Annotated in this window: 30 protein-coding genes; 20 read left to right on the plus strand and 10 right to left on the minus strand. The window is 64.0% G+C overall.

Annotated features, from left to right (window positions below):
• Positions 1-2 precede the first annotated feature (2 nt).
• The gene (locus tag QRN53_RS05375) at positions 3-857 is read left to right on the plus strand and encodes an isoprenyl transferase (RefSeq protein ID WP_285242983.1); all 855 of its coding nucleotides are present in this window, start codon (positions 3-5) and stop codon (positions 855-857) included.
• On the opposite strand, the gene QRN53_RS05380 is transcribed toward QRN53_RS05375, so the two are convergent.
• On the minus strand, positions 848-1,807 hold the full coding sequence (locus tag QRN53_RS05380; RefSeq protein WP_285242984.1) for an alpha/beta hydrolase: 960 nt from the start codon (positions 1,805-1,807) through the stop codon (positions 848-850). The two genes, QRN53_RS05375 and QRN53_RS05380, sit on opposite strands and share 10 nt — an antisense overlap.
• 93 nt (positions 1,808-1,900) lie before the next feature.
• Between QRN53_RS05380 and QRN53_RS05385 the strand changes: the two genes are divergently transcribed.
• Positions 1,901-2,968: a quinone-dependent dihydroorotate dehydrogenase gene (locus QRN53_RS05385; protein ID WP_285242985.1), complete on the plus strand. Its 1,068-nt coding sequence runs from the start codon at positions 1,901-1,903 to the stop codon at positions 2,966-2,968.
• 65 nt (positions 2,969-3,033) lie between these two features.
• Here QRN53_RS05385 and QRN53_RS05390 read toward each other — a convergent pair whose 3' ends face one another.
• Positions 3,034-3,636 carry a DUF3043 domain-containing protein gene (locus tag QRN53_RS05390; RefSeq protein WP_285242986.1) on the minus strand — a complete coding sequence of 201 codons (603 nt, stop codon included), beginning with the start codon at positions 3,634-3,636 and terminating at the stop codon, positions 3,034-3,036.
• 93 nt (positions 3,637-3,729) lie between these two features.
• Between QRN53_RS05390 and QRN53_RS05395 the strand changes: the two genes are divergently transcribed.
• The 5 genes from QRN53_RS05395 to QRN53_RS05415 all read left to right on the plus strand — a co-directional run bounded on the left by QRN53_RS05395 (position 3,730) and on the right by QRN53_RS05415 (position 8,918).
• Positions 3,730-5,175: a dipeptidase gene (locus tag QRN53_RS05395; RefSeq protein ID WP_285242987.1), complete on the plus strand. Its 1,446-nt coding sequence runs from the start codon at positions 3,730-3,732 to the stop codon at positions 5,173-5,175.
• Between the two features lie 158 nt (positions 5,176-5,333).
• Positions 5,334-5,723, plus strand: coding sequence for a HesB/IscA family protein (locus QRN53_RS05400; protein WP_133831571.1), 390 nt, complete (start codon positions 5,334-5,336; stop codon positions 5,721-5,723).
• Positions 5,724-5,909: 186 nt separating this feature from the next.
• A complete protein-coding gene (gene ctaC / locus QRN53_RS05405; protein ID WP_285242988.1) occupies positions 5,910-6,782 on the plus strand; it encodes an aa3-type cytochrome oxidase subunit II in 873 nt (290 codons plus the stop codon).
• Between the two features lie 10 nt (positions 6,783-6,792).
• Positions 6,793-8,520, plus strand: a complete 1,728-nt coding sequence (gene ctaD / locus QRN53_RS05410) for an aa3-type cytochrome oxidase subunit I (protein ID WP_285242989.1) — start codon at positions 6,793-6,795, stop codon at positions 8,518-8,520.
• The gene (locus QRN53_RS05415) at positions 8,517-8,918 is read left to right on the plus strand and encodes a cytochrome c oxidase subunit 4 (RefSeq protein WP_285242990.1); all 402 of its coding nucleotides are present in this window, start codon (positions 8,517-8,519) and stop codon (positions 8,916-8,918) included. The genes ctaD and QRN53_RS05415 overlap by 4 nt, the downstream gene beginning before the upstream one ends.
• A gap of 63 nt (positions 8,919-8,981) precedes the next feature.
• Here QRN53_RS05415 and QRN53_RS05420 read toward each other — a convergent pair whose 3' ends face one another.
• Positions 8,982-9,284, minus strand: a complete 303-nt coding sequence (locus tag QRN53_RS05420; RefSeq protein WP_285242991.1) for an HPr family phosphocarrier protein — start codon at positions 9,282-9,284, stop codon at positions 8,982-8,984.
• Positions 9,285-9,445: 161 nt separating this feature from the next.
• Here QRN53_RS05420 and QRN53_RS05425 point away from each other — a divergent pair, with 161 nt between their 5' ends.
• The gene (locus tag QRN53_RS05425) at positions 9,446-10,216 is read left to right on the plus strand and encodes a GntR family transcriptional regulator (RefSeq protein ID WP_285242992.1); all 771 of its coding nucleotides are present in this window, start codon (positions 9,446-9,448) and stop codon (positions 10,214-10,216) included.
• 114 nt (positions 10,217-10,330) lie between these two features.
• On the opposite strand, the gene qcrB is transcribed toward QRN53_RS05425, so the two are convergent.
• The 4 genes from qcrB to ctaE form a co-directional block, all read right to left on the minus strand.
• Positions 10,331-12,001 carry a cytochrome bc1 complex cytochrome b subunit gene (gene qcrB / locus QRN53_RS05430; protein ID WP_285242993.1) on the minus strand — a complete coding sequence of 557 codons (1,671 nt, stop codon included), beginning with the start codon at positions 11,999-12,001 and terminating at the stop codon, positions 10,331-10,333.
• On the minus strand, positions 11,979-13,049 hold the full coding sequence (gene qcrA / locus QRN53_RS05435) for a cytochrome bc1 complex Rieske iron-sulfur subunit (protein ID WP_285242994.1): 1,071 nt from the start codon (positions 13,047-13,049) through the stop codon (positions 11,979-11,981). The genes qcrB and qcrA overlap by 23 nt, the downstream gene beginning before the upstream one ends.
• 99 nt (positions 13,050-13,148) lie before the next feature.
• A complete protein-coding gene (gene qcrC / locus QRN53_RS05440; RefSeq protein WP_285242995.1) occupies positions 13,149-13,937 on the minus strand; it encodes a cytochrome bc1 complex diheme cytochrome c subunit in 789 nt (262 codons plus the stop codon).
• A gap of 86 nt (positions 13,938-14,023) precedes the next feature.
• Positions 14,024-14,662: an aa3-type cytochrome oxidase subunit III gene (gene ctaE / locus QRN53_RS05445; protein WP_285242996.1), complete on the minus strand. Its 639-nt coding sequence runs from the start codon at positions 14,660-14,662 to the stop codon at positions 14,024-14,026.
• Between the two features lie 148 nt (positions 14,663-14,810).
• Between ctaE and trpD the strand changes: the two genes are divergently transcribed.
• Complete coding sequence (trpD, locus tag QRN53_RS05450) at positions 14,811-15,866, plus strand: anthranilate phosphoribosyltransferase (RefSeq protein WP_285242997.1); 1,056 nt, start codon at positions 14,811-14,813, stop codon at positions 15,864-15,866.
• Positions 15,867-15,872: 6 nt separating this feature from the next.
• Here trpD and QRN53_RS05455 read toward each other — a convergent pair whose 3' ends face one another.
• Positions 15,873-16,154, minus strand: coding sequence for an Lrp/AsnC family transcriptional regulator (locus tag QRN53_RS05455; RefSeq protein WP_018761366.1), 282 nt, complete (start codon positions 16,152-16,154; stop codon positions 15,873-15,875).
• Positions 16,155-16,283: 129 nt separating this feature from the next.
• A complete protein-coding gene (locus QRN53_RS05460) occupies positions 16,284-16,685 on the minus strand; it encodes a DUF3054 domain-containing protein (protein ID WP_285242998.1) in 402 nt (133 codons plus the stop codon).
• A 613-nt stretch (positions 16,686-17,298) separates the two neighbouring features.
• On the opposite strand from QRN53_RS05460, the gene QRN53_RS05465 reads away from it, so the two are divergent.
• From QRN53_RS05465 to QRN53_RS05500, 8 genes are all read left to right on the plus strand, one after another.
• Positions 17,299-18,429 carry a tyrosine-type recombinase/integrase gene (locus QRN53_RS05465; protein WP_285242999.1) on the plus strand — a complete coding sequence of 377 codons (1,131 nt, stop codon included), beginning with the start codon at positions 17,299-17,301 and terminating at the stop codon, positions 18,427-18,429.
• The gene (locus QRN53_RS05470; protein ID WP_285243000.1) at positions 18,422-18,775 is read left to right on the plus strand and encodes a helix-turn-helix domain-containing protein; all 354 of its coding nucleotides are present in this window, start codon (positions 18,422-18,424) and stop codon (positions 18,773-18,775) included. Before QRN53_RS05465 ends, QRN53_RS05470 begins: the two co-directional genes overlap by 8 nt.
• A gap of 70 nt (positions 18,776-18,845) precedes the next feature.
• The gene (locus QRN53_RS05475) at positions 18,846-19,856 is read left to right on the plus strand and encodes a hypothetical protein (protein ID WP_285243001.1); all 1,011 of its coding nucleotides are present in this window, start codon (positions 18,846-18,848) and stop codon (positions 19,854-19,856) included.
• Positions 19,853-20,233 (plus strand): hypothetical protein, encoded by a 381-nt coding sequence (locus tag QRN53_RS05480; protein ID WP_285243002.1) that lies wholly within the window; start codon positions 19,853-19,855, stop codon positions 20,231-20,233. The genes QRN53_RS05475 and QRN53_RS05480 overlap by 4 nt, the downstream gene beginning before the upstream one ends.
• 112 nt (positions 20,234-20,345) lie before the next feature.
• The gene (locus QRN53_RS05485; protein WP_285243003.1) at positions 20,346-20,567 is read left to right on the plus strand and encodes a hypothetical protein; all 222 of its coding nucleotides are present in this window, start codon (positions 20,346-20,348) and stop codon (positions 20,565-20,567) included.
• Positions 20,568-20,816: 249 nt separating this feature from the next.
• Positions 20,817-22,046, plus strand: coding sequence for a type III polyketide synthase (locus QRN53_RS05490; RefSeq protein ID WP_285243004.1), 1,230 nt, complete (start codon positions 20,817-20,819; stop codon positions 22,044-22,046).
• Positions 22,047-22,104: 58 nt separating this feature from the next.
• Positions 22,105-22,755: a class I SAM-dependent methyltransferase gene (locus tag QRN53_RS05495; RefSeq protein WP_285243228.1), complete on the plus strand. Its 651-nt coding sequence runs from the start codon at positions 22,105-22,107 to the stop codon at positions 22,753-22,755.
• On the plus strand, positions 22,748-23,905 hold the full coding sequence (locus QRN53_RS05500) for an FAD-dependent oxidoreductase (protein WP_285243005.1): 1,158 nt from the start codon (positions 22,748-22,750) through the stop codon (positions 23,903-23,905). Before QRN53_RS05495 ends, QRN53_RS05500 begins: the two co-directional genes overlap by 8 nt.
• 23 nt (positions 23,906-23,928) lie before the next feature.
• Here the strand turns inward: QRN53_RS05500 and QRN53_RS05505 are convergent, their stop codons facing one another.
• On the minus strand, positions 23,929-24,339 hold the full coding sequence (locus tag QRN53_RS05505; protein ID WP_285243006.1) for a nuclear transport factor 2 family protein: 411 nt from the start codon (positions 24,337-24,339) through the stop codon (positions 23,929-23,931).
• A 53-nt stretch (positions 24,340-24,392) separates the two neighbouring features.
• On the opposite strand from QRN53_RS05505, the gene QRN53_RS05510 reads away from it, so the two are divergent.
• The 3 genes from QRN53_RS05510 (at position 24,393) to QRN53_RS05520 (ending at position 26,622) form a co-directional block, all read left to right on the plus strand.
• Positions 24,393-25,073 carry a peptide deformylase gene (locus QRN53_RS05510; protein ID WP_285243007.1) on the plus strand — a complete coding sequence of 227 codons (681 nt, stop codon included), beginning with the start codon at positions 24,393-24,395 and terminating at the stop codon, positions 25,071-25,073.
• Positions 25,074-25,138: 65 nt separating this feature from the next.
• Positions 25,139-26,020 carry a putative RNA methyltransferase gene (locus QRN53_RS05515; protein WP_285243008.1) on the plus strand — a complete coding sequence of 294 codons (882 nt, stop codon included), beginning with the start codon at positions 25,139-25,141 and terminating at the stop codon, positions 26,018-26,020.
• 128 nt (positions 26,021-26,148) lie between these two features.
• Positions 26,149-26,622: an NfeD family protein gene (locus QRN53_RS05520; protein ID WP_285243009.1), complete on the plus strand. Its 474-nt coding sequence runs from the start codon at positions 26,149-26,151 to the stop codon at positions 26,620-26,622.
• Position 26,623 lies beyond the last annotated feature (1 nt).

A 26,623-nucleotide genomic window follows, 5' to 3' on the forward strand; every position in this document is an offset into this window, starting at 1 on the left:
CAGTGGCCCTGGGAAAAAAGAACAACGCAGCCCGCAGGCGCACCCATCCCGTGGTGGCGCCCTACCCGCACCCCTCCGGCGCGGTGGCGCCGGCCATCCCGGCGGAATTCATTCCCCGCCACGTGGCCATCGTCATGGATGGCAACGGCCGCTGGGCCAACCAGCGGGGCCTGCCCCGGGTCGAGGGTCACAAGGCGGGGGAGCCGGCCCTGCTTGATGTGATGGCCGGTGCCATCGAGCTGGGGATTGAATACGTCAGCGTGTACGCGTTCTCCACCGAGAATTGGCGCCGTTCGCCGGAGGAAGTCCGCTTCCTGATGGGATTTAACAAGGACGTGCTTCGACGGCAGCGGAACCAGTTGGATGACTGGGGAATCAGGATCCGGTGGGCGGGACGGAGGCCACGGCTGTGGGGCTCCGTGATTCGGGAACTGGAGGAGGCCGAGGAATTCACAGCCGGCAACTCGACATGTAATTTGACCATGTGTGTTAATTACGGCGGCCGCGCCGAGATTACTGATGCCGTGTCCGCCATCGCCGCCGAGGTCGCGGCCGGCAAGCTGAAACCGGGCGCCATCACCGAACGGACTATCCAGAAGTACCTTGACGAACCGGACCTCCCGGACGTGGACCTCTTCCTCCGCAGTTCGGGGGAGCAGCGGCTGTCCAACTTCCTGCTGTGGCAGTCAGCCTACGCGGAGTTCGTTTTCATGGACACGCTGTGGCCTGACGTGGACAGGCGGACGCTCTGGGCCGCCGTCGAGGAATATGCGAGCCGGGACCGCCGCTATGGCGGGGCCGTGGATGCGGCGGCCGCCGCACCGGCTGATTCAACCGCGGAGCAGGCTCACCCGTAGGCCCGAAGCCAGCGGGCCAGTCGTGCGTACGCATCGGTCCGGATTGCCTCGGGGGAGAGGAAGACATCGTGCAGGGCGCCGTCAATACGTTCCACGGTCACTGTGGTGCCCAGCGTCAGGGCACGGGCGCCGATGATCGAAACATCCAGGACCGCATCGGTCCGCCGCATGTCCTCGGACCAGAAAAGCCCGTTAGCGCTGCCCATGGACAGCAGCACCAGGATCGGCACCCGGATCCCCAGGCCGCGGGCCACCCGGGCGTGGCCGGCCAGCACTGCCCGCAGCCAGCCGGCACGCACCGGGAACGCCATGCGGGGCCGGTACCGCTCATCAAGCGGCCACTCGCCGTCGGCCGCGCTGCTGATGGTGCGCCAGTAGTGGCCGCGCGGTGGGAGGCGGAGTACCGCCTGTGGCCGGAAGCGGGCCACCGGCCCAACCATTCCTGACGCTGCCCGGCGCACCAATGCGCTCCCGTGCATCTCCAGCCATGGGCTGTTGAGGATCAGCTGGGACACGGCCTCCGGGTGGCGGCTGGTCCACAAGGCCGCCACCAGACCGCCGGTGGAGTGACCCATCAAAGCCAAGGGCCCCGGCCCGGCCGCGAGGCCGATCAGGCGGCATGCTTCCTGGATTTCCGCGTCATAGGCGGCCAGGTCGGCAACGTAACCGCCAGGGAAATCCGGCCGGAGGCTCCTGCCGTGGTTGTGCATGTCCAGCGCATAGAACCCATACCCCGCCCGCGCCCAAAAATAGGCCAGATCCGCATTGAAGAAGTAGTCGCTCCAACCGTGAAGGAACAGCACTGACCGGCGGGGGCCCTCCGGAATGCCCACGTCCTGCGCCTGCCGGAGCCGGACCAGGGTCGCCGTCCGCTCCACGCCGTCGGCCCCGGCGGCCACGAAAGAGCAGGACTCGAAGTCCCCGCCCAGGATGTCCTGCTGCCACTGCATTCCCTCATGCTAATCCGGCGCTGTGTGTTCGAACCCCTGCCGGGCCGCTACTCCGTTTTGGCGTGGAACGCCACCAGACGGGAAACTGGAGGCATGCGCGTTTATCCCACTTTCTTCAAGCTGGCCTTTTCATGGATGGACGCCGAGCGCGCCCACAAGATCGGATTCAAGGGCATCCGGCTCGCGCATGCCACCGGCGCGGGGAAGGTCCTTCAGAAGCTGACCGCTCCGGCGCCGGCGCTGCGGACCACCGCCTTTGGCGTCACTTTTCCTTCGCCGTTCGGTTTGGCTGCGGGCTTCGACAAGGAAGGGCTTGGCATCGAGGCCCTCAGCGAGCTTGGATTCGGCCACGTGGAGGTGGGCACCATCACCGGCCAAGCGCAGCCCGGCAACGAGAAGCCCCGGCTCTTCCGCCTCGTCCAGGACAGGGCTGTAATCAACCGGATGGGATTCAACAACGACGGCGCCCCCGCCGTTGCACCACGGCTCAAGGCAGCCCGCGCAGCGCTTCAGCGCCGGTACCCCGAAGTTCGGCCGGTCATCGGCGTCAACATCGGCAAGACCAAGGTGGTGGAGCTCGCCGATGCCGTGGACGACTACCTGATCAGCGCCCGCACGTTGGCTCCTGCCGCCGACTACCTGGTGGTAAACGTCAGTTCCCCCAATACTCCGGGGTTGCGGCTGCTCCAGGATGTGGAAACGCTCCGCCCGCTCCTGGCAGCGGTGGGGCAGGAAGCCGACCGGGCCGCCGGACGGCACGTCCCGCTGCTGGTGAAGATCGCCCCGGACCTTAGCGATGAAGACATCGACGCCGTTGCCCGGCTGGCACTGGACCTGAAGCTGGACGGCATCATCGCCACCAATACAACCATCGCCAGGACAGGACTCTCCTCGGCCGCCGGGGACGTGGAAAAGTGCGGAGCCGGCGGACTGTCCGGGGCTCCCCTGAAGCAGCGCTCACTGGACGTCTTGAAGCGGCTCAAAGCCGCCACAGGTGACGCGCTGGCCCTGGTTTCAGTCGGTGGCGTGGAGTCCGCCAAGGACGTACAGGACAGGCTCGACGCCGGAGCCACCCTGGTGCAGGGCTACACCGCGTTCCTGTATGAAGGACCGTTCTGGGCGGCACGGATCAACAGGCAGCTGGCGAAGAACCGCCGCTGACCACCCTTAAACGCAGGAACCCCGGCGGTCCGCCCGCCGGGGTTCCTGCGTTTAAGTCCGGTGCGTCAGGAAGGGTACTGTCCGCGGCCGACCTGCGGCTTGGGCAGGCGCAGCTTTCGGAACTGCAGGGAACGCATCGAGCCGTACCAGACTGTTCCACGTTCCACCTCGCCGAACTTCTGGGCCAGGCTCTTGCGGAGCTTGCGGGAAAGGATGAAAACGTCAACGAAGACGGCCAGGAACATCACCCAGAACGCGCCGAGCACGTAGATCATCATGTCGCTGGAGGCCGGCACCACCAAGGACACCAGGACAAACAGCAGCGCGCCGAACATCAGGTATTCGCCGAGGTTGAAGCGGGCATCAACATAATCGCGCGCAAAACGCTTTTGCGGTCCCTTGTCACGCACCGGGAGGAACTTCTCGTCTCCGGTGTCCAGCGCCCGGCGCATCTTCAAACGCTGGTCCTGGACAGCCTGGCGTTCGGCGGCCTTGGACGCCTTGCGGTCCTCAGGCACCAGCGGACGCTTTCGGGCAGCTTCCTGGGCCCTCCGGGTGGGGGTCGGGGCACCCTTGCCCACCACGCTGTTCTGCCGGGCTGCCGCTTCCGCTGCCTGCTGGTCTACTGTTTCCTGCGCCGAGGGCGCTTCTTTTCTACGTCCGAACACCAGACCAGAATACCTTGCGGGAGGCAGCCCGCGGCCTTCCCGGACGGGCGACGGCGGCCGGAAGCGGAATGTGACGGGGGTAATGTTTTGGCCATGACTTCATCACCTGCGGCGACCCCGCACACCCCAACAGGCACACCAGGACAGGGCCATGAGCTTGCCGCGGCGACGGACGATCTCCGTTCCGCGGTAGACCGCTCCTTCGACCAGACCCTCGCCCGGCTCAAGGACCTGGTGGCCATCCCCGGCATTGCCTGGCCCAGTTTTGACCGCACCCCGCTCGAACGCAGCGCTGACGCCGTCGCCGGTCTCTTACGGGAAGCAGGACTGCCCGAGGTCCAGGTCCTGGCTGTCAATAAGGAGGACGGCACCCCCGGCGGCCCCGCCGTCGTCGCCCGCCGCCCTGCCGCGGAAGGCAAGCCGACCATCCTGCTCTACGCCCACCACGACGTCCAGCCCATTGGTGACGAAGCCCTGTGGGAGACCGCGCCATTCTCGGCCGTCGAGAAAGACGGCCGGTTGTATGGGCGCGGCGCCGCTGACGACAAAGCCGGCATCATGGCGCACATTGCAGCCTATGCTGCCGTCTCCGAAGTCTTTTCCGATTCCCTCGGGCTCGGCGTGACCTTCTTCATCGAAGGCGAGGAGGAAGCCGGTTCGCCCACGTTCCGTTCTTTCCTGGAGGCCAACCGCGAACTGCTGCGCGCAGACGTCATCGTGGTTGCGGATTCCAGCAACTGGAAAGTCGGGATACCGGCCCTGACCACCAGCCTCCGTGGCCTGGTTGACGGCGTCATCGAGGTCCAGGTCCTCGAGCACGCAGTGCATTCGGGCATGTTCGGCGGTCCCGTACTCGACGCGCCGACCCTGCTGTCCCGCCTGATTGCCACCCTCCACGACGACGACGGCAACGTCGCCATCAAGGGACTCGTCGCCACCGACAACACATCCGTTGAGATGCCGGAAGCCGACTACCGGGCCGATGCTTCGGTCCTGGACGGGGTGCGCCTGGCCGGCACCGGAAGCATCGCCTCACGGCTGTGGACCAAGCCCGCCTTGTCGATCATCGGGTTCGACGCCCCCGCCGTCGATGTTGCCTCGAATACCTTGATTCCGCGGGCGCGGGCCAAGTTCAGCCTGCGGCTGGCACCGGGCCAGGTACCCGCCGACGCCATGGAAGCGGTCCGCACGCATGTGGAAGCGCACGCCCCCTTCGGCGCGAGAGTGGTCTTCACTCCGGGGGAGGCCGGGAATCCGTTCCGCACCGACACCACCTCCGCCGCCGCTTCGCTGGCCATGTGGGCCCTGGGGGAGGCCTGGGGAGTTCCCGCCGTCGAAACCGGGATCGGCGGTTCCATCCCATTCATCGCCGACCTGACGGAGGTCTACCCCGACGTACAGATCCTGGTGACGGGGGTGGAGGACCCTGATTCCCGCGCCCACAGCGCCAATGAATCCCTGCACCTCGGCGACTTCCGCAATGCCGTCCTGGCCGAAGCCCTGATGCTGGCCCGGCTCAACAGCGCAGGCCTGGCCTAGGCCGGGCTCCCAGGGAACAACCGGCAGGTTTTGACGGTTACGTCAGGAGTTAGAGCTACAGGACTGCCGCGCGTAGCATGTAGCTATAGCCCATACCGTATCCGTAGGGGCAGGCGTCGTCAGGCGGCGCCGCCAGACCGTCCTAAGAAGGTAGGCCAATGAGCACCGCAACCAACGAAAACAGCACCGCGACCACCGCAGCGGCCAGTGAGGAACTGCCCGTTCACGAGGTCGACCTGACCGACGTCGCTGCAGGCAAGGTACGCAGCCTCCTCGAACAGGAAGGCCGCACGGACCTGCGGCTCCGCGTGGCTGTTCAGCCCGGCGGCTGCTCGGGTCTGATTTACCAGCTCTATTTCGACGAGCGCCTCCTCGACGGCGACGCCGTCCGCGACTTTGACGGGGTTGAGGTCGTCGTGGACAAGATGAGCGTTCCTTACCTCAGTGGCGCCAGCATCGACTTCGAGGACACCATCTCGAAGCAGGGCTTCACCATCGACAACCCGAACGCCGGAGGCTCTTGCGCCTGCGGTGATTCGTTCCACTAACCCGGTTATTTCGCCCGATGTCCGCGCCGAGCTTCCAGCTGTCCAAAACGGCACGGAGGCTCGGCGCCGACATGTGGGCGAAACGCCCGGCAGAGCGGTAAGCTCTACACCGAGTAGTAAAACTTTTAGTGTGCCCGGAGCGCCCATGGCAGCCCGGACAACAGCAACAAGTAGGAAGGGCCGTCTGTGAGTTCGCAGAACCGAACCGGCAGCCGACGCAAAACGATCACAACGATCTCAAGCTTGGCTATTGCCGGCGCGTTGGTTTTGACCGGATGTTCGCCAGAGGTAGAGAAAGGCTGGATGCCCACCGAGCGTGGCACCACCAGCAACACCGACCGCATCATGGACCTCTGGGTCAACTCATGGATTGCTGCCCTCGTGGTGGGCACCATTACGTGGGGCCTGATCATCTGGTGCCTGGTGGCTTACCGCCGCCGCAAGGGAACCGTAGGTTTCCCGCGGCAGACCAGCTTCAACCTCCCGCTCGAGGTCTTCTACCTCACCATCCCGATCTTCATGGTCCTGGTGTTCTTCTACTTCACCGACCGTGACCAGCAGGCGATCGATGACCGTTCGCAGCCTGCCGACGTCGTCGTTGATGTCCGCGGCAAGCAGTGGGCCTGGGACTTCAACTACAAGTCCGGCAACGTGATCCAGGAAGACCTCCATGAGGCCGGCGTCCAGGCGCACCTGACCGGCAACAACATCGATATGGAAAAGCTCCCCACGCTGTACCTGCCGGTCAACAAGTCAGTTGACCTTGAGCTCAATTCCCGCGATGTCATCCACTCCTTCTGGGTTCCCGCCTTCCTGCAGAAGCGCGACATGATCCCCGGCAAGACCAACTACATCCGGTTCACCCCCACTAAAGAGGGCACTTACGACGGCAAGTGTGCCGAACTCTGCGGCGAGTACCACTCCGAAATGCTGTTCCGCGTCAAGGTGGTGTCGGAAACTGAATTCCAGGCACACATGGACCAGCTCAAGGCTGACGGCAACACCGGCCTGCTTGGTGCTGATTACGACCGCAACCCGAACCTGAACGAAACCAAGTAAGGGGAGCGACGTGGCTACGTACACCCAATCCGCACCCGCGGGAGCCCTGTCGGCGCCCGTGGTACCAAAATCCAAGGGGCGCATCGTCGTCAACTGGATCACCTCCACAGACCACAAGACCATCGGGTACATGTACCTGATCGCCTCGTTTGTGTTCTTCTGCCTCGGCGGCGTGATGGCGCTGCTGATCCGCGCCGAGCTGTTCGAGCCCGGCATGCAGATCCTGCAGACCAAGGAACAGTACAACCAGCTGTTCACCATGCACGGCACCGTCATGCTCCTGATGTTCGCCACCCCGCTCTTCGCCGGGTTCGCCAACGTGATCATGCCGCTGCAGATTGGTGCGCCCGACGTCGCGTTCCCGCGCCTGAACGCCCTTGCGTTCTGGTTCTTCCTGTTCGGTTCCACCATCGCCGTGTCCGGCTTCATCACCCCGCAGGGTGCTGCGTCCTTCGGCTGGTTCGCGTACGCACCGCTCTCGGACACCACGTTTACGCCGGGAATCGGCGGTGACCTGTGGGTCTTCGGCCTGGCACTGTCCGGCTTCGGCACCATCCTCGGCGCGGTCAACTTCATTACCACCATCATCTGCATGCGTGCTCCCGGCATGACCATGTGGCGCATGCCGATCTTCACCTGGAACACGCTGATCACGGCGATCCTGGTGCTCATGGCCTTCCCGCCGCTGGCCGCAGCCCTGTTCGCGCTGGGCGCGGACCGAAAGTTCGGTGCACACATCTTCGATCCCGCGAACGGTGGCGCAGTCCTCTGGCAGCACCTGTTCTGGTTCTTCGGACACCCTGAGGTGTACATCATCGCGCTGCCGTTCTTCGGCATCGTCTCCGAAATCTTCCCGGTCTTCAGCCGCAAGCCGATCTTCGGTTACAAGGGCCTGGTCTACGCGACCATTGCCATTGCAGCCCTCTCGGTGACCGTCTGGGCCCACCACATGTACGTCACCGGTGCAGTCCTGCTTCCGTTCTTCTCGTTCATGACCATGCTCATCGCGGTGCCCACCGGCGTGAAGTTCTTCAACTGGATCGGCACCATGTGGCGGGGATCGATCACCTTCGAGACCCCCATGCTCTGGAGCATCGGCTTCCTCATCACATTCCTCTTCGGTGGCCTGACCGGCATCATCTTGGCCTCGCCCCCGCTGGACTTCCACGTTTCCGACTCCTACTTCGTGGTGGCACACTTCCACTACGTGGTGTTCGGCACGGTCGTGTTCGCCATGTTCGCCGGGTTCTACTTCTGGTGGCCCAAGTGGACCGGCAAGATGCTCAACGAACGGCTCGGCAAGATCCACTTCTGGCTCCTGTTCCTGGGCTTCCACGGCACCTTCCTGATCCAGCACTGGCTCGGCGTCATGGGTATGCCCCGCCGCTACGCGGACTACCTGCCGGAGGACAACTTCACCTGGATGAACCAGTTCTCCACCGTGTCGTCCTTCGTTCTCGGTGCTTCCCTTATTCCGTTCTTCTGGAACGTGTACATCACGTGGCGGAAGGCGGAAAGGGTCCAGGTGGATGACCCTTGGGGCTTCGGTGCCTCGCTCGAATGGGCCACGTCCTGCCCCCCGCCGCGCCACAACTTCACGTCCCTGCCGCGGATCCGTTCAGAGCGCCCCGCTCTGGACCTGCACCACCCGGAACTCCGGCAGGTACACACCGTTGATTCGCCTGCCCCCGCAGCCGCAGTGCTCGGCAACGCTGACCAGAAGGACACCGAACAGTGAAAATCGAATCCTGGATCTTTGGCGCTGGAGTCTTCTTCTTCGTGCCTGTCGCCCTGGTGTACGGTTTCCTGACCCACTGGAGCGAGTGGGTCGGCATCCTGGGCATTCTCCTTGTCGGCGGCCTTGCCGGAATGATCGGGGCCTACCTCGGGTTCACCGGCAAGCGCGTAGGCCTGCGGCCTGAAGACCGCAGCGATGCCGAGATTCACGAAGGCGCCGGCGAACAGGGGCACTTCAGTCCCTGGAGCTGGTGGCCGCTGGTCCTGGGCATCGCCTGCGCCACTGGTTTCTTGGGCATGGCGGTCGGTTTCTGGATCGTCTTCATCGCCGGTGGCATCGCCGTTGTGGCCCTGGTCGGCTGGGTGTACGAGTACAGCCGCGGTGACCACGCACACTAGGCAACTGCATCCATAACGACGTCGGGCCCCACCCAAAGGTGGGGCCCGACGTTTTTGTGTTTCCTAGACCGACTGGGCTGCCCCCTGCGACGCCAGCAGGGCCACGAGGTGCTCCAGTGCTCCCCGGGCATGCTGAGGGTCCAGAGGGCCGTCCAGGGCGTCGTCGCTGACAGCCAGTTCCACCTCGCAACCGTGGTGGAAGTCTGCTGCCATCACTTGGAGTAAGGACCGCGCGTCAACAACGACGCCTCCGGCTTTCCGGATGGTCAAGGGGAGCCCTGTGTCCACAACGGCGCGGACGAACACAGCGGCAGAGCGTGCGTGCAGGCCCTGGGGCGCGGTCACCACGGCCTTCAGAATTGGCAAAGGAGACTCCTTCGTCACGACGGCCCCATCCGTCTGCGGGTAAATTTTCCAGACCAAATATATCGGTCCGGCAAGCTTCGACCCTAAAACGGTGGGCGGTCACCAGCTGGTCTAGACCGTCCTAAAATTGGAAGGGACAACCAACGGCAGGAAGAGGGACCATGGCAGCTGGCGCCACCGCCATCACGGGCGAAATAGACCGCACCAGCGGCACCGCGATCTATGTGCAGCTCCGCGAGATCCTCCGGACCTACATTGCCGAGTCCTGCCTGCCCGGATCGGCTCTTCCGTCTGAGCGTGATCTTGCCGAGCGGTTCGGCCTTGCCCGGATGACCGTGCGGCAGGCCATTGATGCCTTGGTGGGGGAGGAGGTCATCGAACGGGTGGTGGGGTTGGGGACCTTCGTTCGACGTCCGAAGCTCGACCTGCAAGTTAAGCTGACGTCCTACAGCGAGGAGATGCAACGCCGCGGCATGGTTCCGGCGGCCAAGGTCCTCAGTTTCGAGCAGATCGGAGCCAGTGCCTTCCTGGCCCGTGAACTGCAACTGGATGAGGGAACTCCGCTGGTGCGGTTCCGCCGGCTCCTCCTCGCGGACGGCGAGCCGATGAGTGTGGACGAGAACTTCATCCCCGCCCACCGGGTCCCGGGCCTGCTGGACCACGAACCCCCCACGTCGCTCTACAACGTCCTCAGCGAGCAGTTTGGGCTGGTGATGGAATGGGGCGAGGACATGATCGAGGCCACGGCTGCATCACCCTCGACGGCGCGGCTGCTCAACGTCGAGGTGGGGGCGCCATTGCTGAAAATCCAGCGGCACGCTTTCGTGGCCCGCGCAATGGTGGACTACTCCGTCTCGTATTACCGCGCCGACCGGTACAAGCTTTGGGTTCCCCTGCAGCGCCCTGGCGCCCGCAGGACACGCAACCACTGAAGCTGACGGTGTACGGGGCACGGCCTCCCGCACTGCGCAGGGCCTAAAAATTCCAAGACAAGTGAAGGGCCCGATCCGGTATGGATCGGGCCCTTCATTGCATCCAACGATGCCTTAGTGCGTCAGGCTCTTCGTTCCCTCTGCGGCTTCGACAGCGTCATGGCCGTGGCCATGGGCTGCTTCCAGCTCCGCAGGCGTTGCCGGAGCAACGCGGTCTTCGAAGAACCAGCGGGAGAGGAACGCGCGCCGCTTTTCCTTGCTGGTCACTACGCCGTGCTCGTTCGGCACGGCCGGCTGGACCTGGGGTGATTCGAACCCAACCAGCTTGTACCGCTTGTACTCGTCCAGCGGTGCGTGCACCTCGATGAACTCACCGTGCGGAAGCCGCACGATGCGGCCCGTCTCGCGGCCGTGAAGGGCGATTTCGCGGTCCTTGCGCTGCAGGGCCAGGGCCACACGCTTGGTAACAATAAACGCGATGATCGGGCCGACGAAGAACAGCGCACGCAGCCAGTACGTGACGTCGTTCAACGAAACACCGAAGTGGGTTGCGATGAGGTCGGAACCAGCGGCTGCCCACATAACGCAGTACCAAACAAAACCGGCCATGCCGATCGCGGTACGGGTCGGAGCATTCCTCGGACGGTCCAGGACGTGGTGCTCGCGGTCGTCCTTGGTGACCCACCGTTCAATCCACGGGTAGGTGAACATCACGGTGAAGAGGATTCCGGCCGGTACCAGTGCAGGCAGCAGGACGTTGAACGTGAAGACGTGACCAAAGAAGATCTGTTCGACGTGCCAGTTGCCGAGCGTTCCGGGCATGAGCCGGAGGGCGCCGTCGACGAACCCGATGTACCAGTCAGGCTGGGTGCCCGCGGAGACCGGGGAGGGGTCGTAGGGGCCGTAGTTCCAGATTGGGTTGATGGTGAAGAACGCAGCCATCAAGGCGATCACGCCGAAGACGATGAAGAAGAATCCACCGGCCTTCGCGGCATACACAGGTCCCAGGGGGTAGCCGACGACGTTGTTGTCGTTGCGGCCGGGGCCGGGGTACTGGGTGTGCTTGTGGACCACAACCATGAAGAGGTGCATCACGATCATCAGCAGGATCAATGCCGGTACCAGCAGGATGTGCAGCATGTACAGGCGGCTGATGATGGCCGAACCCGGGAATTCGCCACCAAAGAGGAAGAACGAGATGAACGTGCCGATGACCGGAATGGACTTGATCACGCCGTCAATAATGCGCAGGCCGTTGCCGGAGAGCAGGTCATCGGGAAGCGAGTAGCCGGTGAAGCCGGCGGCCATGGCAAGAATCAGCAGGACACAACCGACAACCCAGTTCATCTCACGCGGGCGGCGGAACGCACCGGTGAAGAAGACCCTGAGCATGTGCACAGCCACGGACGCCACGAACAGCAGCGCTGCCCAGTGGTGGACCTGGCGCATGAAGAGGCCGCCGCGGACGTCGAAGGAGATGTTCAGTGACGAGCTGTAGGCCACCGACATTTCCACGCCCTTGAGGGGGACGTACGAACCGCTGTAGTGCGTCTCCGCCATGGACGGGTCGAAGAAGAACGTCAGGAAGGTTCCGGACAGCAGCAGGATGACAAAGGAGTACAGCGCCACTTCGCCGAACATGAATGACCAGTGATCGGGGAAGACCTTGCGGCCGAACTCGCGGAGGATTCCGGAACCGCCAACACGAGAGTCAACGAAGTCGGTGATCCGGCCTGTTTTGGTTTTGGCGACGAAAGCCGGCTCAGCTGTTGATGCTGCGCTCATGCGAATCACGCTCCCAGTAACTTGGTCCTACGGGTTCATGGAAGTCGCTGGTAGCGACGAGGTAGCCCTCGTCATCAACTGCGATCGGCAGCTGGGGGAGAGGACGGCTGGCGGGGCCGAAGATCACCTTGCACTCTTGGGTGAGGTCGAAGGTGGACTGGTGGCACGGGCACAGCAGGTGGTGCGTCTGCTGCTCGTAGAGAGCAACGGGGCAACCAACGTGGGTGCAGATCTTCGAGTAGGCAACGATGCCGTTGTAGCCCCACTCTTCGCGGCCCTTGGAGGGGTTCAGCGATGCGGGATCAAGGCGCATCAGAAGGACAACGGACTTGGCCTTCTCGTTGAGCTTGCCTTCGCTGAGTTCGTTGAGTCCCTCGGGAATGACGTGGAACGCCGAGCCGATAGTGACATCCGAGGCCTTGATGGGAGTTCCGTCGGGGTCGCGGGTCAGACGCTTGCGCTTGCCGTCCTGCGGGGCCCACATGGTGTGTGCGAGCTTGTCGTCAGGGCGGGGTCCGAGGTCGCCGAAGATGGCGATTGCAGGAAGCGGAGCCAGAGCCACGGCACCCAGGAGGGTGTTGCGGATCAGCGGGCGGCGCTTGATGCCGGTTTCCTCAACGATGTCGTCAACGATGCGGACAGCAGCCTGGCGGTCCTCTTCGTAACGGATCGCGTGGCGCTCTTCGGAGACTTCGTGATCGGGCATCAGGGCCTTGGCCCAGTGCACGATGCCGGTTCCGATACCCAGCATTGCAAAGGCCGTGCCGATGCCCAACAGGGTGTTCTGGAGCCGGATGGTGGCGATGCTGGAGTCGTCACCCAGATCGATGGCGAAGTACGCCACCAGGAAGATCAGGGTTCCAACAACAGAAATGCCAAACAGTAAGGCAACCTGCCGTTCTGCCCGCTTTGCGGCTCTCGGGTCCGTGTCAGCCAGGCGCAAACGATGCGGGGGAATTCCAGGATCCTGGAACTTCTCCACCTCATTCTGACCAGCCGTAGCTACGGTGCCCGAGTGGTTCGGACTGCCGTCACTATGGTTGCCCATAATTCGCCTCATCCTTCTCTCGTCCCGGCAGTCGCCGGGTTAGTTTCTAATTTCAAGCTGCTGACAGGGCAGCAGAAGTTGTGAGTGGCCTGCAGGACTTCAGGAAGTCCTCGAGGTCAGCCAGATGGTGAAGGCAATGATGACGCCGAGACCGGCGACCCACACGAACAGGCCTTCGGCCACCGGGCCAAGCGATCCCAGGTCAGCGCCGCCCGGGGAACCGCTGGATTCGATCTGCTTCAGGAAGGTGATGATGTTCTTCTTGCCCTCGGGGGTGATGTTGGCGTCGTTGAACACCGGCATGTTCTGCGGGCCCGTGACCATGGCCTCGTAGATGTGCTTGCCGGTTACGTCCGCCAGGGCAGGTGCGAACTTGCCGCGTGTCAGTGCACCGCCGGCGGCAGCGGCGTTGTGGCACATGGCGCAGTTGGTGCGGAACAGCTCTCCACCGGCAGCAGCGTCGCCGCCACCATTTGTCAGGTCGTCTGCAGGAATTGCCGGGCCGGCTCCCAGGGAAGCGACGTAGGCTGCAAGCTGTGAGGTCTGCTGCTCGTTGAACTGGACAGGCTTCTTCATCGCCTGGGGGCCGTTCATCTGCATCGGCATGCGTCCGGTGCCCACCTGGAAGTCAACAGCCGCAGCACCGACACCTACCAGCGAGGGACCGTCCTTGGAACCGCTGGCGCCCATACCGTGGCAGGTTGCACAGTTCGCTGCAAAAAGCTTGCCGCCCTCTTCGACGTCGCTCGCGCTTGCCGTGGTGGTGCTCGCTTTGGCCTGGTTCATGGTGGTGGCCACGGCGTACAGCCCACCAGTGATGAGGAGCCCCATCAGGAGCAGCGCTATTGCTGCAAGTGGGTGACGCCGCTTTTGTGAGAGTGCCTTCACGTGGTGGTTCCTTTATTCGATCCTGCGCCGGCTCCGGGAGCCGCTACCTGAAATTCTGCCTCTTGTAGAAAAAGAATCAAAGCTGGCTACTTGAGTACGTAGATGACCAGGAAGAGGCCGATCCAGACGACGTCAACGAAGTGCCAGTAGTAAGAGGTGACGATTGCGGACGTTGCTTCGAAATGTCCGAACTTCTTTGCGGCGAAGGACCGGCCCATGATGAGCAGGAAGGCAATCAGACCGCCGATGACGTGCAGGCCGTGGAAGCCCGTGGTCATGTAGAAGGCCGAGCCGTAGGCGTTTGAGGAGAGCGAGACGTGTTCGGAAACCAGCATCGCGTACTCGGTGGTCTGGCCGGCAACGAAGAACGCGCCCATGAGGAACGTCAGGGTGAACCATTCGTTCATTCCCCAGCGGGCGAACTGCAAAGCTCCACCGGCGCGGCGGGGTTGCAGCCTCTCGGCGGCGAACACGCCCATCTGGCAAGTGAAGGAACTGGCCACGAGGACGATCGTGTTTACGAGCGCAAAGGGGAAGTTGAGCTTGGCTGTCTCTTCCGCCCACATCTCACCGCTCGTGGAGCGCAGGGTGAAGTACATGGCAAAGAGACCGGCGAAGAACATCAACTCGCTTGACAGCCACACTACGGTTCCGACAGAAACCATATTGGGGCGGTTCAGCGTGGGGTGCGCCGGGGTACTGGGGGCATGGGTCGCAGATGTCACATAGACATTATGTCTGCAAAAGTCCGTGCTGCCCAACGCAAACCGCCTTTTCGGGGGACTTTTTCTACAAAGACGCGAATTCGTCCCGAAAAGTTCCCGTCGACGTTCACATTGGTCAGCGCGCACCATCGCTCGATAGCATCAGCAGGTGACTTCACAGGCATCTGCAGCGTCCGGCAACACCTGGCCCCGGCTCATCTCGGCGCTGATCAAGGGCGCCGACCTAACGGCCGACAACACGTCGTGGGCCATGGACACGATCATGTCCGGCGAGGCGACGCCGAGCCAGATCGCCGGCTTCCTGGTGGCCTTGAGCGCCAAGGGTGAGACCGTGGACGAACTTTCCGGCCTGGTGGATGCCATGTTGGCCCACGCCAATCCGGTGGCGATTTCCGGGGAAAAGCTCGATATTGTCGGCACTGGTGGTGACCAACTTAACACTGTCAATATCTCGACGATGGCAGCCTTGGTCGCAGCGGGCGCCGGCGCCCGGGTGGTGAAGCATGGCAACCGGGCCGCTTCGTCGTCGTCCGGCTCCGCCGATGTGCTGGAGGCGCTGGGCGTCCGGCTGGACCTGCCTATTGACCGGGTGGCACGAAATGCCGAGGAAGCAGGCATCACGTTCTGCTTTGCCCAGGTTTTCCACCCGTCATTCAGGCATACAGCCGTTCCCCGGCGTGAATTGTCCATTCCCACAGCGTTCAACTTCCTGGGGCCGCTGACCAATCCAGCCAACGTGCAGGCGTCCGCCGTCGGCGTTGCAAATGCGCGGATGGCGCCCCTGGTGGCAGGCGTCCTGGCGCGGCGGGGGAGCAGGGGGTTGGTATTCCGGGGGAACGACGGCCTCGACGAACTGACCACCACAGGTCCGTCAACCGTTTGGGAAATCCGCGACGGTGCCGTCACCGAACTCCGTTTCTCACCCGAAGATCTCGGCATCAACCTGGCCACCGTGGAGCAGCTTCGCGGGGGAGACGCGATCGCCAACGCCGGTGTTGTCCGCGACGTCCTCTCCGGGAAGCAAGGTCCGGCCCGGGACGCAGTCCTGGTCAACGCTGCAGCGGGGCTCGTCGCCTTTGACCTCGATGCCGCGGGCCCTTTCCTGGCCCGCATGCAGGCGGCTTTCGTGCGGGCGTCGGACTCAATCGATTCCGGGGCAGCCGCTGCAGTGCTGGACCGCTGGGTCTCGCTGTCCCGCGCTTAGGCCCGGTTACTGTTCAAAGCCAAGGGAGAACGCGGCGTCCAGGTCGTGCTGCGAATACGCGCGGAAGGCTATGTGCGTGGTCGTGTGAACCACCGCGGGCACCTTGGAGAGTTTGTCGGCAATGACGTCTGCGAGGTCCTCGTGCCGGGGCACCCTCGCCACCGCAATCAGGTCCCATTCCCCGGTGACGGAGTAGACCTCACTGATGCCTTCAATGGCCGATATTTCCTCGGCCGTCTCCGGGATGCGTGCGGCGTCAGTCTTGATCAGAACAAATGCGGTGACCACGTTTGTACCCCTTTAATCAGTTCCGCCGCGGCAAAGCCCGGCAGCTGTTTCTCTGCTGCCAGCCTATTACACGGGCGGGCATCTTCCGGATGCGTTCCAGGCCCGGATTTCCTGCCTGCGGCTAAGCGTCTACCTGCGACGCAGGCGTGCCGCGCCCGCGAGCAGCAGCCGGTAGCCCAGCAGGAACACTGCCAAGGCCAAGGTGGCCACGATGATGAAGGGGAGGACCACAGTCTGGGCAGTCAACGCCCGGAGGACCATTCCACCGATCAGGCTGCCAAGCCATACCGGCACGCCTGCCCGGAGTACCGACAGGGGAGTCCGCCACACCCGCGCAACCAGCCAGCCGGCAGTTGCGCCGGCCAGGAAAGGCCACGCCGTGAGCAAGACACCCAAGACGGGTTCTTCCCGGTGGTGGGCATCGCGGCCAATCGCCGCAAACGCCAGGATGAGGATGATGTCGGCCGCAACGGCCACGATGATGGCTCGTGTCGAAGCGGACGTTGCCGGCTCTGTTTTGAGGGAATTCATGGCTTTCAGCTTAGCCGTCCCGGGTGTGACGCCGTCCGGCTGCATGGTTTAGTACGCCGGGGGAGCAGGAGGCCGAGGAGCTTCCGGAACATGGTCCCGGGCGTGCCCTGGTGAGCCCGTCCGATAAGCCGGCCCGCCACCCAATCGGCTCGGGATTCAAGGCAGGCGATTCTGCGCGGACCCCCGGTTCCCTGGGGCGGCTACAAGAGTATGCAGTAATGTCAGCAGGGATCGACGTCACTCCCTGCATCCGGAGAGATAGTGAACAAACCGTTGTGGATCTGCCTGCTGGTCGGCGCCGCCCTTGGATTCAGCCTGGGCTTGGCCCTGTACCAGAGCCCTTTTTGGGGTTGCGCGGTTGGGCTCGCGCTGGGAGGCGTCGTTGGAGCCTCTATCCGCCGGCGTCACTGACCGGCTGCCAATGGTGGGTCCGGGAGAGGGCCCCTGAAACGCTCCCGTAGGAGCTCTGATTAACATTACTTGACATAATGTAGATTATCGGCGCTTGAGTGGGACGAGTAGAAGTAGATGAGAGAACTCTGCTGCACGTGGTGGCGCGGCGTAGCGACGTATTCTCTCATTAGATGAGAGATTTTTGCGTACAGTTTGATCAGTGAGTATCGAACCTGGGCGGATTCCGGCCTTTCTAACCAACGCAAATGTCGGGCTGCTACGCGCAGAGGATCGCGTTTTCGAGGCGATGCTGGATGGCTGGCGTGCACAGATGCTGGCGCGCGGTTTGTCGACGTCGTATATCAAGAGCTCATGCGGGACGGTTCAGCGGTTCCAGGAGCACGCGAACGAGTATCCGTGGACCTGGTCGGCGCATCACGTGGACGAGTTCATGGCCGACCGGCGCAGCTCCGAGAAGGGTTTGGCGCTGTCGACCCTGAGGGCCAATTCCGGGGCCATCAGGGCGTTCTGCTCCTACCTGACGGATGGACGTTACGGCTGGGCGGGCTTCTGCGAACGGGTCTTTTCCGACATCCCGGTACAGGTGGTCTTCGAGTGGAACTCACCCCGGCACACCACCGACGATGCCATGCCGGCACGACGCCGGGCGTTCACCAAGGCCGAACTGCAGACGTTCTTCGATGCCGCCGACGACCTGGTCGATACGGAGTTCGCCAAGGGCTCCAAGCGCTGGCTTCCAGCACTGCGGGACTCGACGGCGTTCAAGATCGCCTACGCCTACGGGCTCCGGCGGCGCGAGCTGGCCATGCTCGAATACGTGGACTTTGGGCCCAACCCGCACGTTGAGCAGTTCGGACGCTTCGGGGCGCTCCAGGTGCGATGGGCAAAGGGAACCAAGGGCTCAGGCCCCCGCCGCCGGACGGTGCTGACCGTCCCGGAGTTCGATTGGGTGGTCGGGCTCCTGGAGTACTGGCTCTCCCCTGACGGCCGCAAACGTTTCCCCACCGCGGACCGGTCCGCCAGCCTCTGGCCCTCGGAACGCTCCGGCTCCACGGTTTTCCGCAACTTTGACCGGTCTTTTCAGCGGGTGCGGAAGATCGCGGGGCTCCCCGAGGAACTGACCCTTCACACGCTGAGACACTCGTACGTGACGCATCTGATCGAGGCCGGCTATGACCCTCTGTTTATCCAGCAGCAGGTCGGGCACAGCTACTCCTCCACCACGGCCCTCTATACTTCCGTGTCGGCAGACTTCAAACAGAAGACCATCCAGAAAATGATCGCCCAGCGACTACGCAGCGGCGATGGCGAGGGGAACAGCCATGGCTGAACAGCGACGGATTGGCTACCGCTGGAATCTCCGGCAGCTGATGGCCCAACGCAACCTCTGGAAGACCACCGAACTGCTCCCCCTGCTGAAATCCCGGGGCATCAACCTCTCCAACGCCCAGGTTCATCGGCTCGTCACCGGAACGCCCGAGCGCATTCCTGCCCAGACCTTCGCAGCGCTCTGCGACATCCTGGAATGCACGCCCAACGACCTGTTCGAACCCTACGTCCAGATGCGCGCTGCGAAGACCGCCAATGCCCCAAAGAGGCCAGAAGACCTGGGCATCACCCCCGGCGCGCCGATAGCACGCAGAATCCGCGTTCTGCCACCGGACGAAGATGCCTAGGCCCCGTAAAGCCGGCGACCCCGCAAAGTGGCCGGAAGCCTGCGGGCGCTGCGCCGAACACCACAAAATCGTGGTTCGCTGGCCCGACGGCGCAATCTGCGGCTACTGCTACCAGCAAGCCAAAAGAACCCGCGGCACCTGCGCCTGCGGCCACGACGGCGTTCTGCCTGGCCGCGTCGACACCCTGCCGGCCTGCCGGGAATGCTCCGGCGTCCGCCTCAACATCGATTGCACCGGATGCGGCAAAGAAGACGAACTCCACTCAGGCAACCGATGCTGGTCATGCATCCTTGCCATGACCGTTGACCGGATCCTCAGCCCGCCGGAAAACCAGCCGCCCTCCCCCGAACTCCAGGCAGTTGCCACCGCTCTGAAGTCCATGAAACGCGCTAACAGCGGCCTCACCTGGATCCAGCAGCCACACGTCACCGAGTTCCTCCAACAACTCGCTGCCGAACCTGTGATCACCCACGCCCGCCTCGACGAAATACCGGCATCGCGCACCCGCGAATACGTCCGCGGCCTACTGGTCGAACACAACGCGCTGCCGCTCCGCGATGAACTCAGCACTAGGTTCAGCGACTGGGCCGAGCAGGCCCTCGACCGGATCACCAGCCCGAACCACCGCGACATCACCCGCCGATACATCCGCTGGCACCACCAGCGCCGGATGAATCAGATGGACGAAGTCACCCGAGGAACGTTCCTGCGGGCCAAACAAGCAGTCACCGTCGCTATCGAACTACTGAACTGGCTCACCGATCAAGGCGCCGAACTCGCCGAAGTCAATCAAGCGCACCTGGACCGATGGCAGGCAGAAGGCCCCACGACACGAGGCATCGCCTCACGCTTCCTTGACTGGGCAATCAGGACCAATCTCATCGACCCGTCCCTGAAACTGCAGCCCCACCGCCGCGGCACCAGCCCTCGGCTCGACGCCGCCGCCCAAACCCAACACGTTACCAACCTCAGCCACACAACCGACATGAGCCCGAGGGACCGCGCCGCAGCCATCCTCATCCTGGTCTTCGGCCAACAAGTCTCAGACATCGTCCAACTAACCTGGGACACGTCACCGTGACAGAGGAACTCGTCAGCATCACGCTCGGAACCGTCGAAATCGCACTCACGCCGCCGCTCGATCAGCCGTGGCGCGACCTGGCAGCCACCCCAACCCATCACCAGACAGCAGCGCACCCCAACAGCAAGTGGGTGTTCCGAGGCGGCTCACCCGGCCAGCACATCCAAGCCTCAACCCTCACCCAGCGCCTCAGCACGGCCTTCAGTAGTCGGGCAGCCAGGCTCGGAACACTTCACGAACTCACCAAACTCGCCCCCGTTGCCATCATCGCCGAAGCACTTGGCTACTCCGCGGCTACAATCGATCGCCACGCCATCGACTCGTCAGCCAACTATGCGCAATACGTCTCTGCTTTGAAATCAGCCATCTCGAGATAGAAAGCACCGTGACAGCACGCAGGGTTGGTGAAGATAGTGAGGGCGAACTCAGAATCGCCCGCGTAGGATGGGGCCACTACGCTGAACTCGCGCTGAGAGTCTCCTTCCCAAGGTGAACAGCAAGGTGACCAGAGAGGTCGACATGGCGGACGAACGAGGCTTTCGAAAGCTGATTCTTCTCTGTATTGCTGGCTTAGTCGCTGGCCTTGTCGTGACCTTTATTCTCCGGGCAATTTTTCCAGAAGCAGAGATTTTATACATGACAGCTGGAGCGGCAGTCACCACCGTGGTTGCGGTGCCGCCCCTGGCCAGATACTTCCAAAAGCGGATGTGAAGAGCGGAAGCTACACGCACAACCCAAATTCCACAGACTTCGGTGGCGGCATCGGAAGGATCCGCGTCACCCCGCGACTGAAGGCCGCCTATCAAGCACAATCGCGCCGACTGGTCCCACATCAACACGTCTCGCTGCCAGTCTGGTAACGTCCGGGAGCGGGGCCGAATGCCTGGGCCACGCCTGCCTGACTGGTCAGTCAGCATGAGCCCCATTGTCATTGGTCCGGCGCGCGTCAAGAATAAGCCAATGACGGCCTACGTGTGTTCCTTGGAAACTGCAGTCCCGGCGACCAAACTGGTCCAGTCCGAAGCCCGTGATGTTTTTGCGGCGCAGCCCGGGTTGTCGCGTTTGGGTTCGCGGCTGGTGAATACCTGCTTTGACGGTGCAGCCATCGAGACCCGGTTTACCGCCGTCGAGGAACTGACCAACACGTCCCGTTCAGACAATCCGCAGTTCTATGACCAGGAATCCGGGCTCCTGCTGAACCCCAGCACCAAGGTCCGCAACGACATCTTTGCCCGCGAAGCCACAAAGCTCTTCGTTGAGGCGTCCCGCGCTGCCCTGGAAGCCGCCCCGGAACTCGATTTACTTGACATAACTCATCTCATTACCGTTTCGTGCACGGGATTCTTCAATCCCGGCCCGGACTATAAGGTGGTCCGCGAGCTTGGCCTGAACCCCGCGGTCCAGCGCTACCACCTGGGCTTCATGGGCTGCTACGCGGCATTCCCCGCCCTTCGCGCCGCACGATTGTTCTGTGAGGCGGACCCCCGGGCGGCCGTCCTGGTGGTTTGCGCCGAGCTGTGTTCCCTGCATGTGCGCACGTCCAACGATCCCGACGCCATTATGGGTTCAGCGCTGTTCGCCGACGGTGCCGCTGCCGCCGTCGTTACCGCCCGGCCAGAAGCCCGGGACAGCGCGCTGCTGACGCTGGACCACTTCGAAACCGTGCTGACCCCTGTTGGCGAGGATTCGATGGCCTGGAACATCGGCGACAACGGGTTCGAAATGGTGCTCGGCAACTACGTACCCCACATCATCGACGACCACATCGTGGGTGCCCTGGAACCGCTCTTGGCAAGGGAACCGGAGCTGGCGGCACTCCCCTACACCTCAATCCCCCATTGGGCCATCCACCCCGGCGGCCGCAGCATCCTGGACAAAGTCCAGTCGCGGCTCAGCCTCACGGAGAAGCAGCTGGTACCCGCACGCGACATCCTCCGCCATTACGGCAACATGAGCAGCGCCACGGTACTGTTCGTCCTCAAGCACGTACTGGAAGAACCGATCCGGGAAGGGACCCGCGGAGGTGAACGCATCTGTTCCATGGCCTTTGGCCCGGGTTTGACTGTGGAAACAGGCCTGTTCACCAAGCTCCGGCAGGCCGACGCCGGACGTGGAGCGGTCCCCGACACAGCCACCCGAGACGGACGTGCTCCCGCACCGGCTGTCTCCGAAGCGACAGCAGCCGGCTGAAGTGGACCTGGCAAGGGAGCTCCTGCTGCGTCGCCGGGCTGCAACAGCCGTGGAGCAGATGGACCGCCCGGACTGCGACGCCCGGCTCCTGGACAACACATACCGGCAGTTCGGCGTCATCAACAGGGTTCTCTCCGGGTGGCGGAGACTCTACGCGGTGGAGCTTCGCCCCCTGGTGCCGCCGCTGCAACGCCCGCTGACCATCCTGGACCTTGGGTGCGGCGGCGGCGACCTCGCCGTCATGCTCTCCCGGTGGGCCGCCCGGGACGGGAAACCGATGCACATCACGGGTATTGACCCGGATCCCCGGGCAGCCCGCTTTGCCCGGCAGCGTCCTGCTGCGTCCGGCGTGGAGTTCAGGGAGGCGCACAGCAGCGACCTCGTCCGTGAGGGGACCCGGTTCGACGTCGTCATCTCCAACCATGTCCTCCACCACCTTGCGCCCGAAGAGTTCCGGCAACTGCTGGCGGATTCGGAAATCCTCGCGGAAACAACAGCGCTGCATAACGACCTCGTCCGCAGCCCGGCTGCGTTCGCCCTCTTCAGCATGGCCGCGCTCCCGTTCCGGCACTCTTTCATCCGCGAGGACGGCCTCACCTCCATCCGGCGCAGCTACAGACCCGCCGAATTGTCCGCGGCCGCTCCCCCGGGCTGGTCCGTTGAACGGTCGTCAGCATTCCACCAAGTCCTTACCTGGCGCCGTGGCTGAGCTGGCGGCCGACGTTGTCATCGCCGGGGGTGGCCCTGTTGGGCTGTACCTTGCCGCACTCCTGCTTCAGGAGGGGGTCGCCGTCAAGGTCCTCGAACGGCGCCAGTCGCGGAACCGGCACACCCGGGCCATCGGCATCCACCCGCCGGCACTGCAGGCCCTCGCCCGGGTCGGCGTGGCAGCGGCGATGGTTCCGGCGGGTGTCCGGATTCGCGAAGGCGTGGCCTTGAGCGGGGGGCGAACGGTGGGAACCATGTCCTTCGGCTCCGTGTCTGCCGATTTCCCGTTTGTCCTTGCACTTCCCCAATTCAGGACGGAGCAAATCCTGGAGGACCGCGTACGGACCTTGGACCCCGACGCGCTGGTGAGGGGCGCGAACGTTACGGGGTTTACGGACGACGGCGGCAGGGTCACCGTGAGATTCGAGTCCCGGGAACACATCTCGCGCGGGCCGGCCCTGGCCAGGGCAGCGCTGCTGGTGGCCGCCGACGGTGCCCGCTCCGGACTGCGGGACGCCCTGGGCGGACCCGCCTCCCGCAGGACGTATCCGGACCACTACCTCATGGGGGACTTCGACGACGGCAGCGACCTGGGAGAGAAAGCTGCCCTCTTCCTCGAGCAGCAGGGAATCGTGGAATCATTCCCGCTTCCCGGCGGCATCCGCCGGTGGGTGGTGCGGCTCAACCGCCCGGCCGGTGCTGCAACGGCAGCCGACCTCGCCGGCCTGGTAGTCCGGCGGACCGGAATCCACCCCGATCCGGCCACTACGTCGATGCTAAGCGCCTTCAGCGTCAGTTCGGCCATCTCCCGCCGTACAGTGGCCGGCCGGGCAATCCTGCTGGGAGACGCGGCCCACGAGATCAGTCCAATCGGCGGCCAGGGCATGAACCTGGGCTGGCTGGATGCCGAGGCACTCGCCCCGCTAATATCTGCAGCCCTTGCCGGCGGCCCTGTCAGAAAAGTGTTCAGGGACTTCGAATTGTCGCGGCGAAAGGCAGCGGCCCGGGCCCGCCGCCAGGCCGAAATCAATATGGCGCTGGGCAGGCCCCTGCCGGCTCCCCTGCTCCGATTCCGTACGGCTGCACTTGGTGCCGCCGCCTCCATTCCCGCGCTGAACCGGTGGGCTGCCAGGCGGTTCACCATGCAGTAAGCCACCGCTTGTCCGGGGTGTGCCTAGCGGAAGTAGCAGTCGTAGGTGTCCTGGCTGACAATGAGGCCATCCCTCACTTCGAAGACAGACGAGGTCCTGGCCCGGATGGTTTCGCCACGGTCCCAGTACCGCAGATCCATCAGCACCGTGGCCGACCAATCGGCTTCCACAACCACCCGGCCGCCCTCGGAGGTGGTCCGCCGCACGGCAAATTCCTGGTTCGCCACCACCTGTCGGCTTTGGTCGGCACCGGCAAGCACGCCTTCCAGCGTCCGGGTGGACCCCTCCGGTGCCAGGAGGTGCGGGGCCTCCGTCAAGACGAAACCCTCGGCAAGGAACGGCCGGATCCCGGCTGCGCCGCCGTCCGACTCGAGGATTCGGATAAATGCCAGGACGCGCTCCAACGGCGAACCCTGCGCTAAGTCGTCAACCATGCAGTCGACCCTAGCCGAGGTTTCCGCATGTCGACCGCCAGTAGGCTGTCACCATGACCCAGAGTGCTCCCCCGGCCGCTGCCGGGCCCAACGAAATCCGCGAGGCCGTGGAACGGATCCTGTCAGCCGGTTCGCTGCCGCCCATCGTCCAGGCCGGCCATCCCGCGTTGCGACAGCAGGCCGCGGAGTACCAGGGACAACTTTCCGCGGACCAGCTGGGCCGCCTGATCGGGATCATGCGCCAGGTCATGCACGAGGCCCCCGGTGTGGGCCTTGCCGCGCCCCAGCTTGGCATCCCGTTGCAACTCGCGGTCCTGGAAGACCAATACGACGTCGACCCCGACGCCGCGGCGCTGCGGCACCGGAGCCCTCTGGAGTTCCTTGCGATTCTCAACCCCCGCTACAGCGCGCAAGGGTCCGGGCTTGCATCGTTCTACGAGGGATGCCTTTCCCTCAACGGGCTGCAAGCCGTGGTGGCGCGGCCGGACACGGTGCTGCTTGAGTACCAGACGCCCGACGGCGCGGAGGAGCAGCGGTTGTTCTCCGGCTGGCAGGCCCGCATCGTCCAGCACGAGACGGACCACCTCAACGGCATTCTCTATATCGACCGCGCCCAGCTCCGTTCCCTCAGCAGCAACGCGGAGTACGCTGCGCATTGGGCGGAAGCGGGCATCGGCAGGGCCAGCGCCGGGTTGGGGTTCGACGTCGGTCCCGCGGGATTGTCCCTCGGCTGACCGCGGGTGCCGTGCCCCGCATGGAACGGGCGTCGGGGCGGGCGGGCCACCATAAACTGGTGTCCATGCCATCCGCGGATTTCCCCCTCCTGTGCCCCGTCTGTTCGGATCCGCTGGATCTCCTCGAACCAAACACCGGGACCCAACCCCGGCTGGCATGCGCTGCCGGACACCACTTTGATGCAGCCCGGCAAGGCTACTTCAACCTTCTGGTAGGCAAAGGAACGTCCTTTGAAGCGGACAGCGCCGCCATGGTGCAGTCCCGCGTCAATTTCCTGGGGGGCGGCCACTACCGGCCGCTGGCACAGGCAGTGGCCTCCGCCGTCGTCCCCAATCTTCCGGGCACCGGCGCCGTGGTGCTGGATTCCGGAACCGGGACAGGCCATTACCTCCGGGAGATCCTCGATGCCGCCACTGCGGACGGGCGGCACGTGGCCGCAATCGGCCTGGATATTTCCAAGTTCGCGCTGCGCCGCGCCGCGCGGCTTAATCCGGAAGCCGTCAACATGGTTTGCGACATCTGGCAGCCCCTCCCGGTGGCCACCGGCTCAGTGGACGCTGTCACAGTGGTGTTTGCCCCGCGGAACCCCGCCGAATTTGCCCGGGTGCTGCGCCCTGCCGGGGTGCTGGTGGTGGTGACTCCGCGCCGCGGCCACCTCGCGGAAGTGGCGGCGGTCACGGGAATGCTCGGTATCGAAGAGGGCAAGGATGAACGCCTCGCGGAGGCCATGGCCGGGCATTTCGACCTGGAGAGTGCCCGTGACGTCGACATACCCCTTGAGTTGACCCGGGCGGCCGCCGCAGACCTGGCTTTCATGGGACCTGCGGGGCACCACCTGAACCTCGGGCAGATCGAGGCCCGGCTGGATGGCGTGCCCGAGCCGGTGACGGCGGGCGCGAAGTTCAGGCTCCTGGTGTTCCGTCCCGGTAAAAGGGGTACCGCGTAACGACTTGGCCACTATCCCCGGGCCGGCGCCTGCGTCCGGCGCGCTTGCCTGGTCCTCGGACTAGGATGAAAGGACAGTTGCTGGCGGGTCCGCAGACGCGGCTCCCCCGTGACGAAGGGGGAAACAGGATGTTCGAATGGCTTGGGGAAAACTGGTGGGCGCTGTGGCTCACGGCGTTCCTGGCGTTTGCCGTGATCGAGATGATCACCCTTGACCTGTTCTTCATCATGCTTGGTGGCGGCGCACTTGCCGCGCTGGCTGCCGACTTCGCCGGCGCCGAACCCTGGCTCCAGGTAGTGGTCTTTTGCATCGTATCCCTGCTCATGGTCGCTTTCGTGCGCCCCGTGGCGCTCTCGCACCTTAAAAAGGGACCGTCCGAGCAGAGGACCAACGTGGACCGGCTCATCGGTGAATCCGCCATCGTCATGGAGGCTGTGACCTCAGATGGCGGTTTGGTGAAAATCGGCGGCGATATTTGGAGCGCACGCTCCGCGGCGGGAGTACTTCCCGCAGGCCAGAAAGTGGTCGTCTCGGCCATTGATGGCGCAACATCAGTGGTTTCGGTACCGCCGGCGGCGGCCACCGGCCCTGTAACAGCCTGAC

The organism is Pseudarthrobacter sp. fls2-241-R2A-127, assembly GCF_030209355.1.
In the GTDB taxonomy this organism is placed as follows: Bacteria; Actinomycetota; Actinomycetes; order Actinomycetales; family Micrococcaceae; genus Arthrobacter.

Coding starts and splice junctions, on each gene's coding strand:
- QRN53_RS05380 (WP_285242984.1), bottom strand. CDS start 1,807: ATGCAGTGGCAGCAGGACATCCTGGGCGGGGACTTCGAGTCCTGCTCT.
- QRN53_RS05385 (WP_285242985.1), top strand. CDS start 1,901: ATGCGCGTTTATCCCACTTTCTTCAAGCTGGCCTTTTCATGGATGGAC.
- QRN53_RS05395 (WP_285242987.1), top strand. CDS start 3,730: ATGACTTCATCACCTGCGGCGACCCCGCACACCCCAACAGGCACACCA.
- QRN53_RS05400 (WP_133831571.1), top strand. CDS start 5,334: ATGAGCACCGCAACCAACGAAAACAGCACCGCGACCACCGCAGCGGCC.
- QRN53_RS05425 (WP_285242992.1), top strand. CDS start 9,446: ATGGCAGCTGGCGCCACCGCCATCACGGGCGAAATAGACCGCACCAGC.
- qcrB (WP_285242993.1), bottom strand. CDS start 12,001: ATGAGCGCAGCATCAACAGCTGAGCCGGCTTTCGTCGCCAAAACCAAA.
- qcrA (WP_285242994.1), bottom strand. CDS start 13,049: ATGGGCAACCATAGTGACGGCAGTCCGAACCACTCGGGCACCGTAGCT.
- QRN53_RS05460 (WP_285242998.1), bottom strand. CDS start 16,685: ATGAATTCCCTCAAAACAGAGCCGGCAACGTCCGCTTCGACACGAGCC.
- QRN53_RS05470 (WP_285243000.1), top strand. CDS start 18,422: ATGGCTGAACAGCGACGGATTGGCTACCGCTGGAATCTCCGGCAGCTG.
- QRN53_RS05490 (WP_285243004.1), top strand. CDS start 20,817: ATGACGGCCTACGTGTGTTCCTTGGAAACTGCAGTCCCGGCGACCAAA.
- QRN53_RS05495 (WP_285243228.1), top strand. CDS start 22,105: ATGGACCGCCCGGACTGCGACGCCCGGCTCCTGGACAACACATACCGG.
- QRN53_RS05505 (WP_285243006.1), bottom strand. CDS start 24,339: ATGGTTGACGACTTAGCGCAGGGTTCGCCGTTGGAGCGCGTCCTGGCA.
- QRN53_RS05510 (WP_285243007.1), top strand. CDS start 24,393: ATGACCCAGAGTGCTCCCCCGGCCGCTGCCGGGCCCAACGAAATCCGC.
- QRN53_RS05515 (WP_285243008.1), top strand. CDS start 25,139: ATGCCATCCGCGGATTTCCCCCTCCTGTGCCCCGTCTGTTCGGATCCG.
- QRN53_RS05520 (WP_285243009.1), top strand. CDS start 26,149: ATGTTCGAATGGCTTGGGGAAAACTGGTGGGCGCTGTGGCTCACGGCG.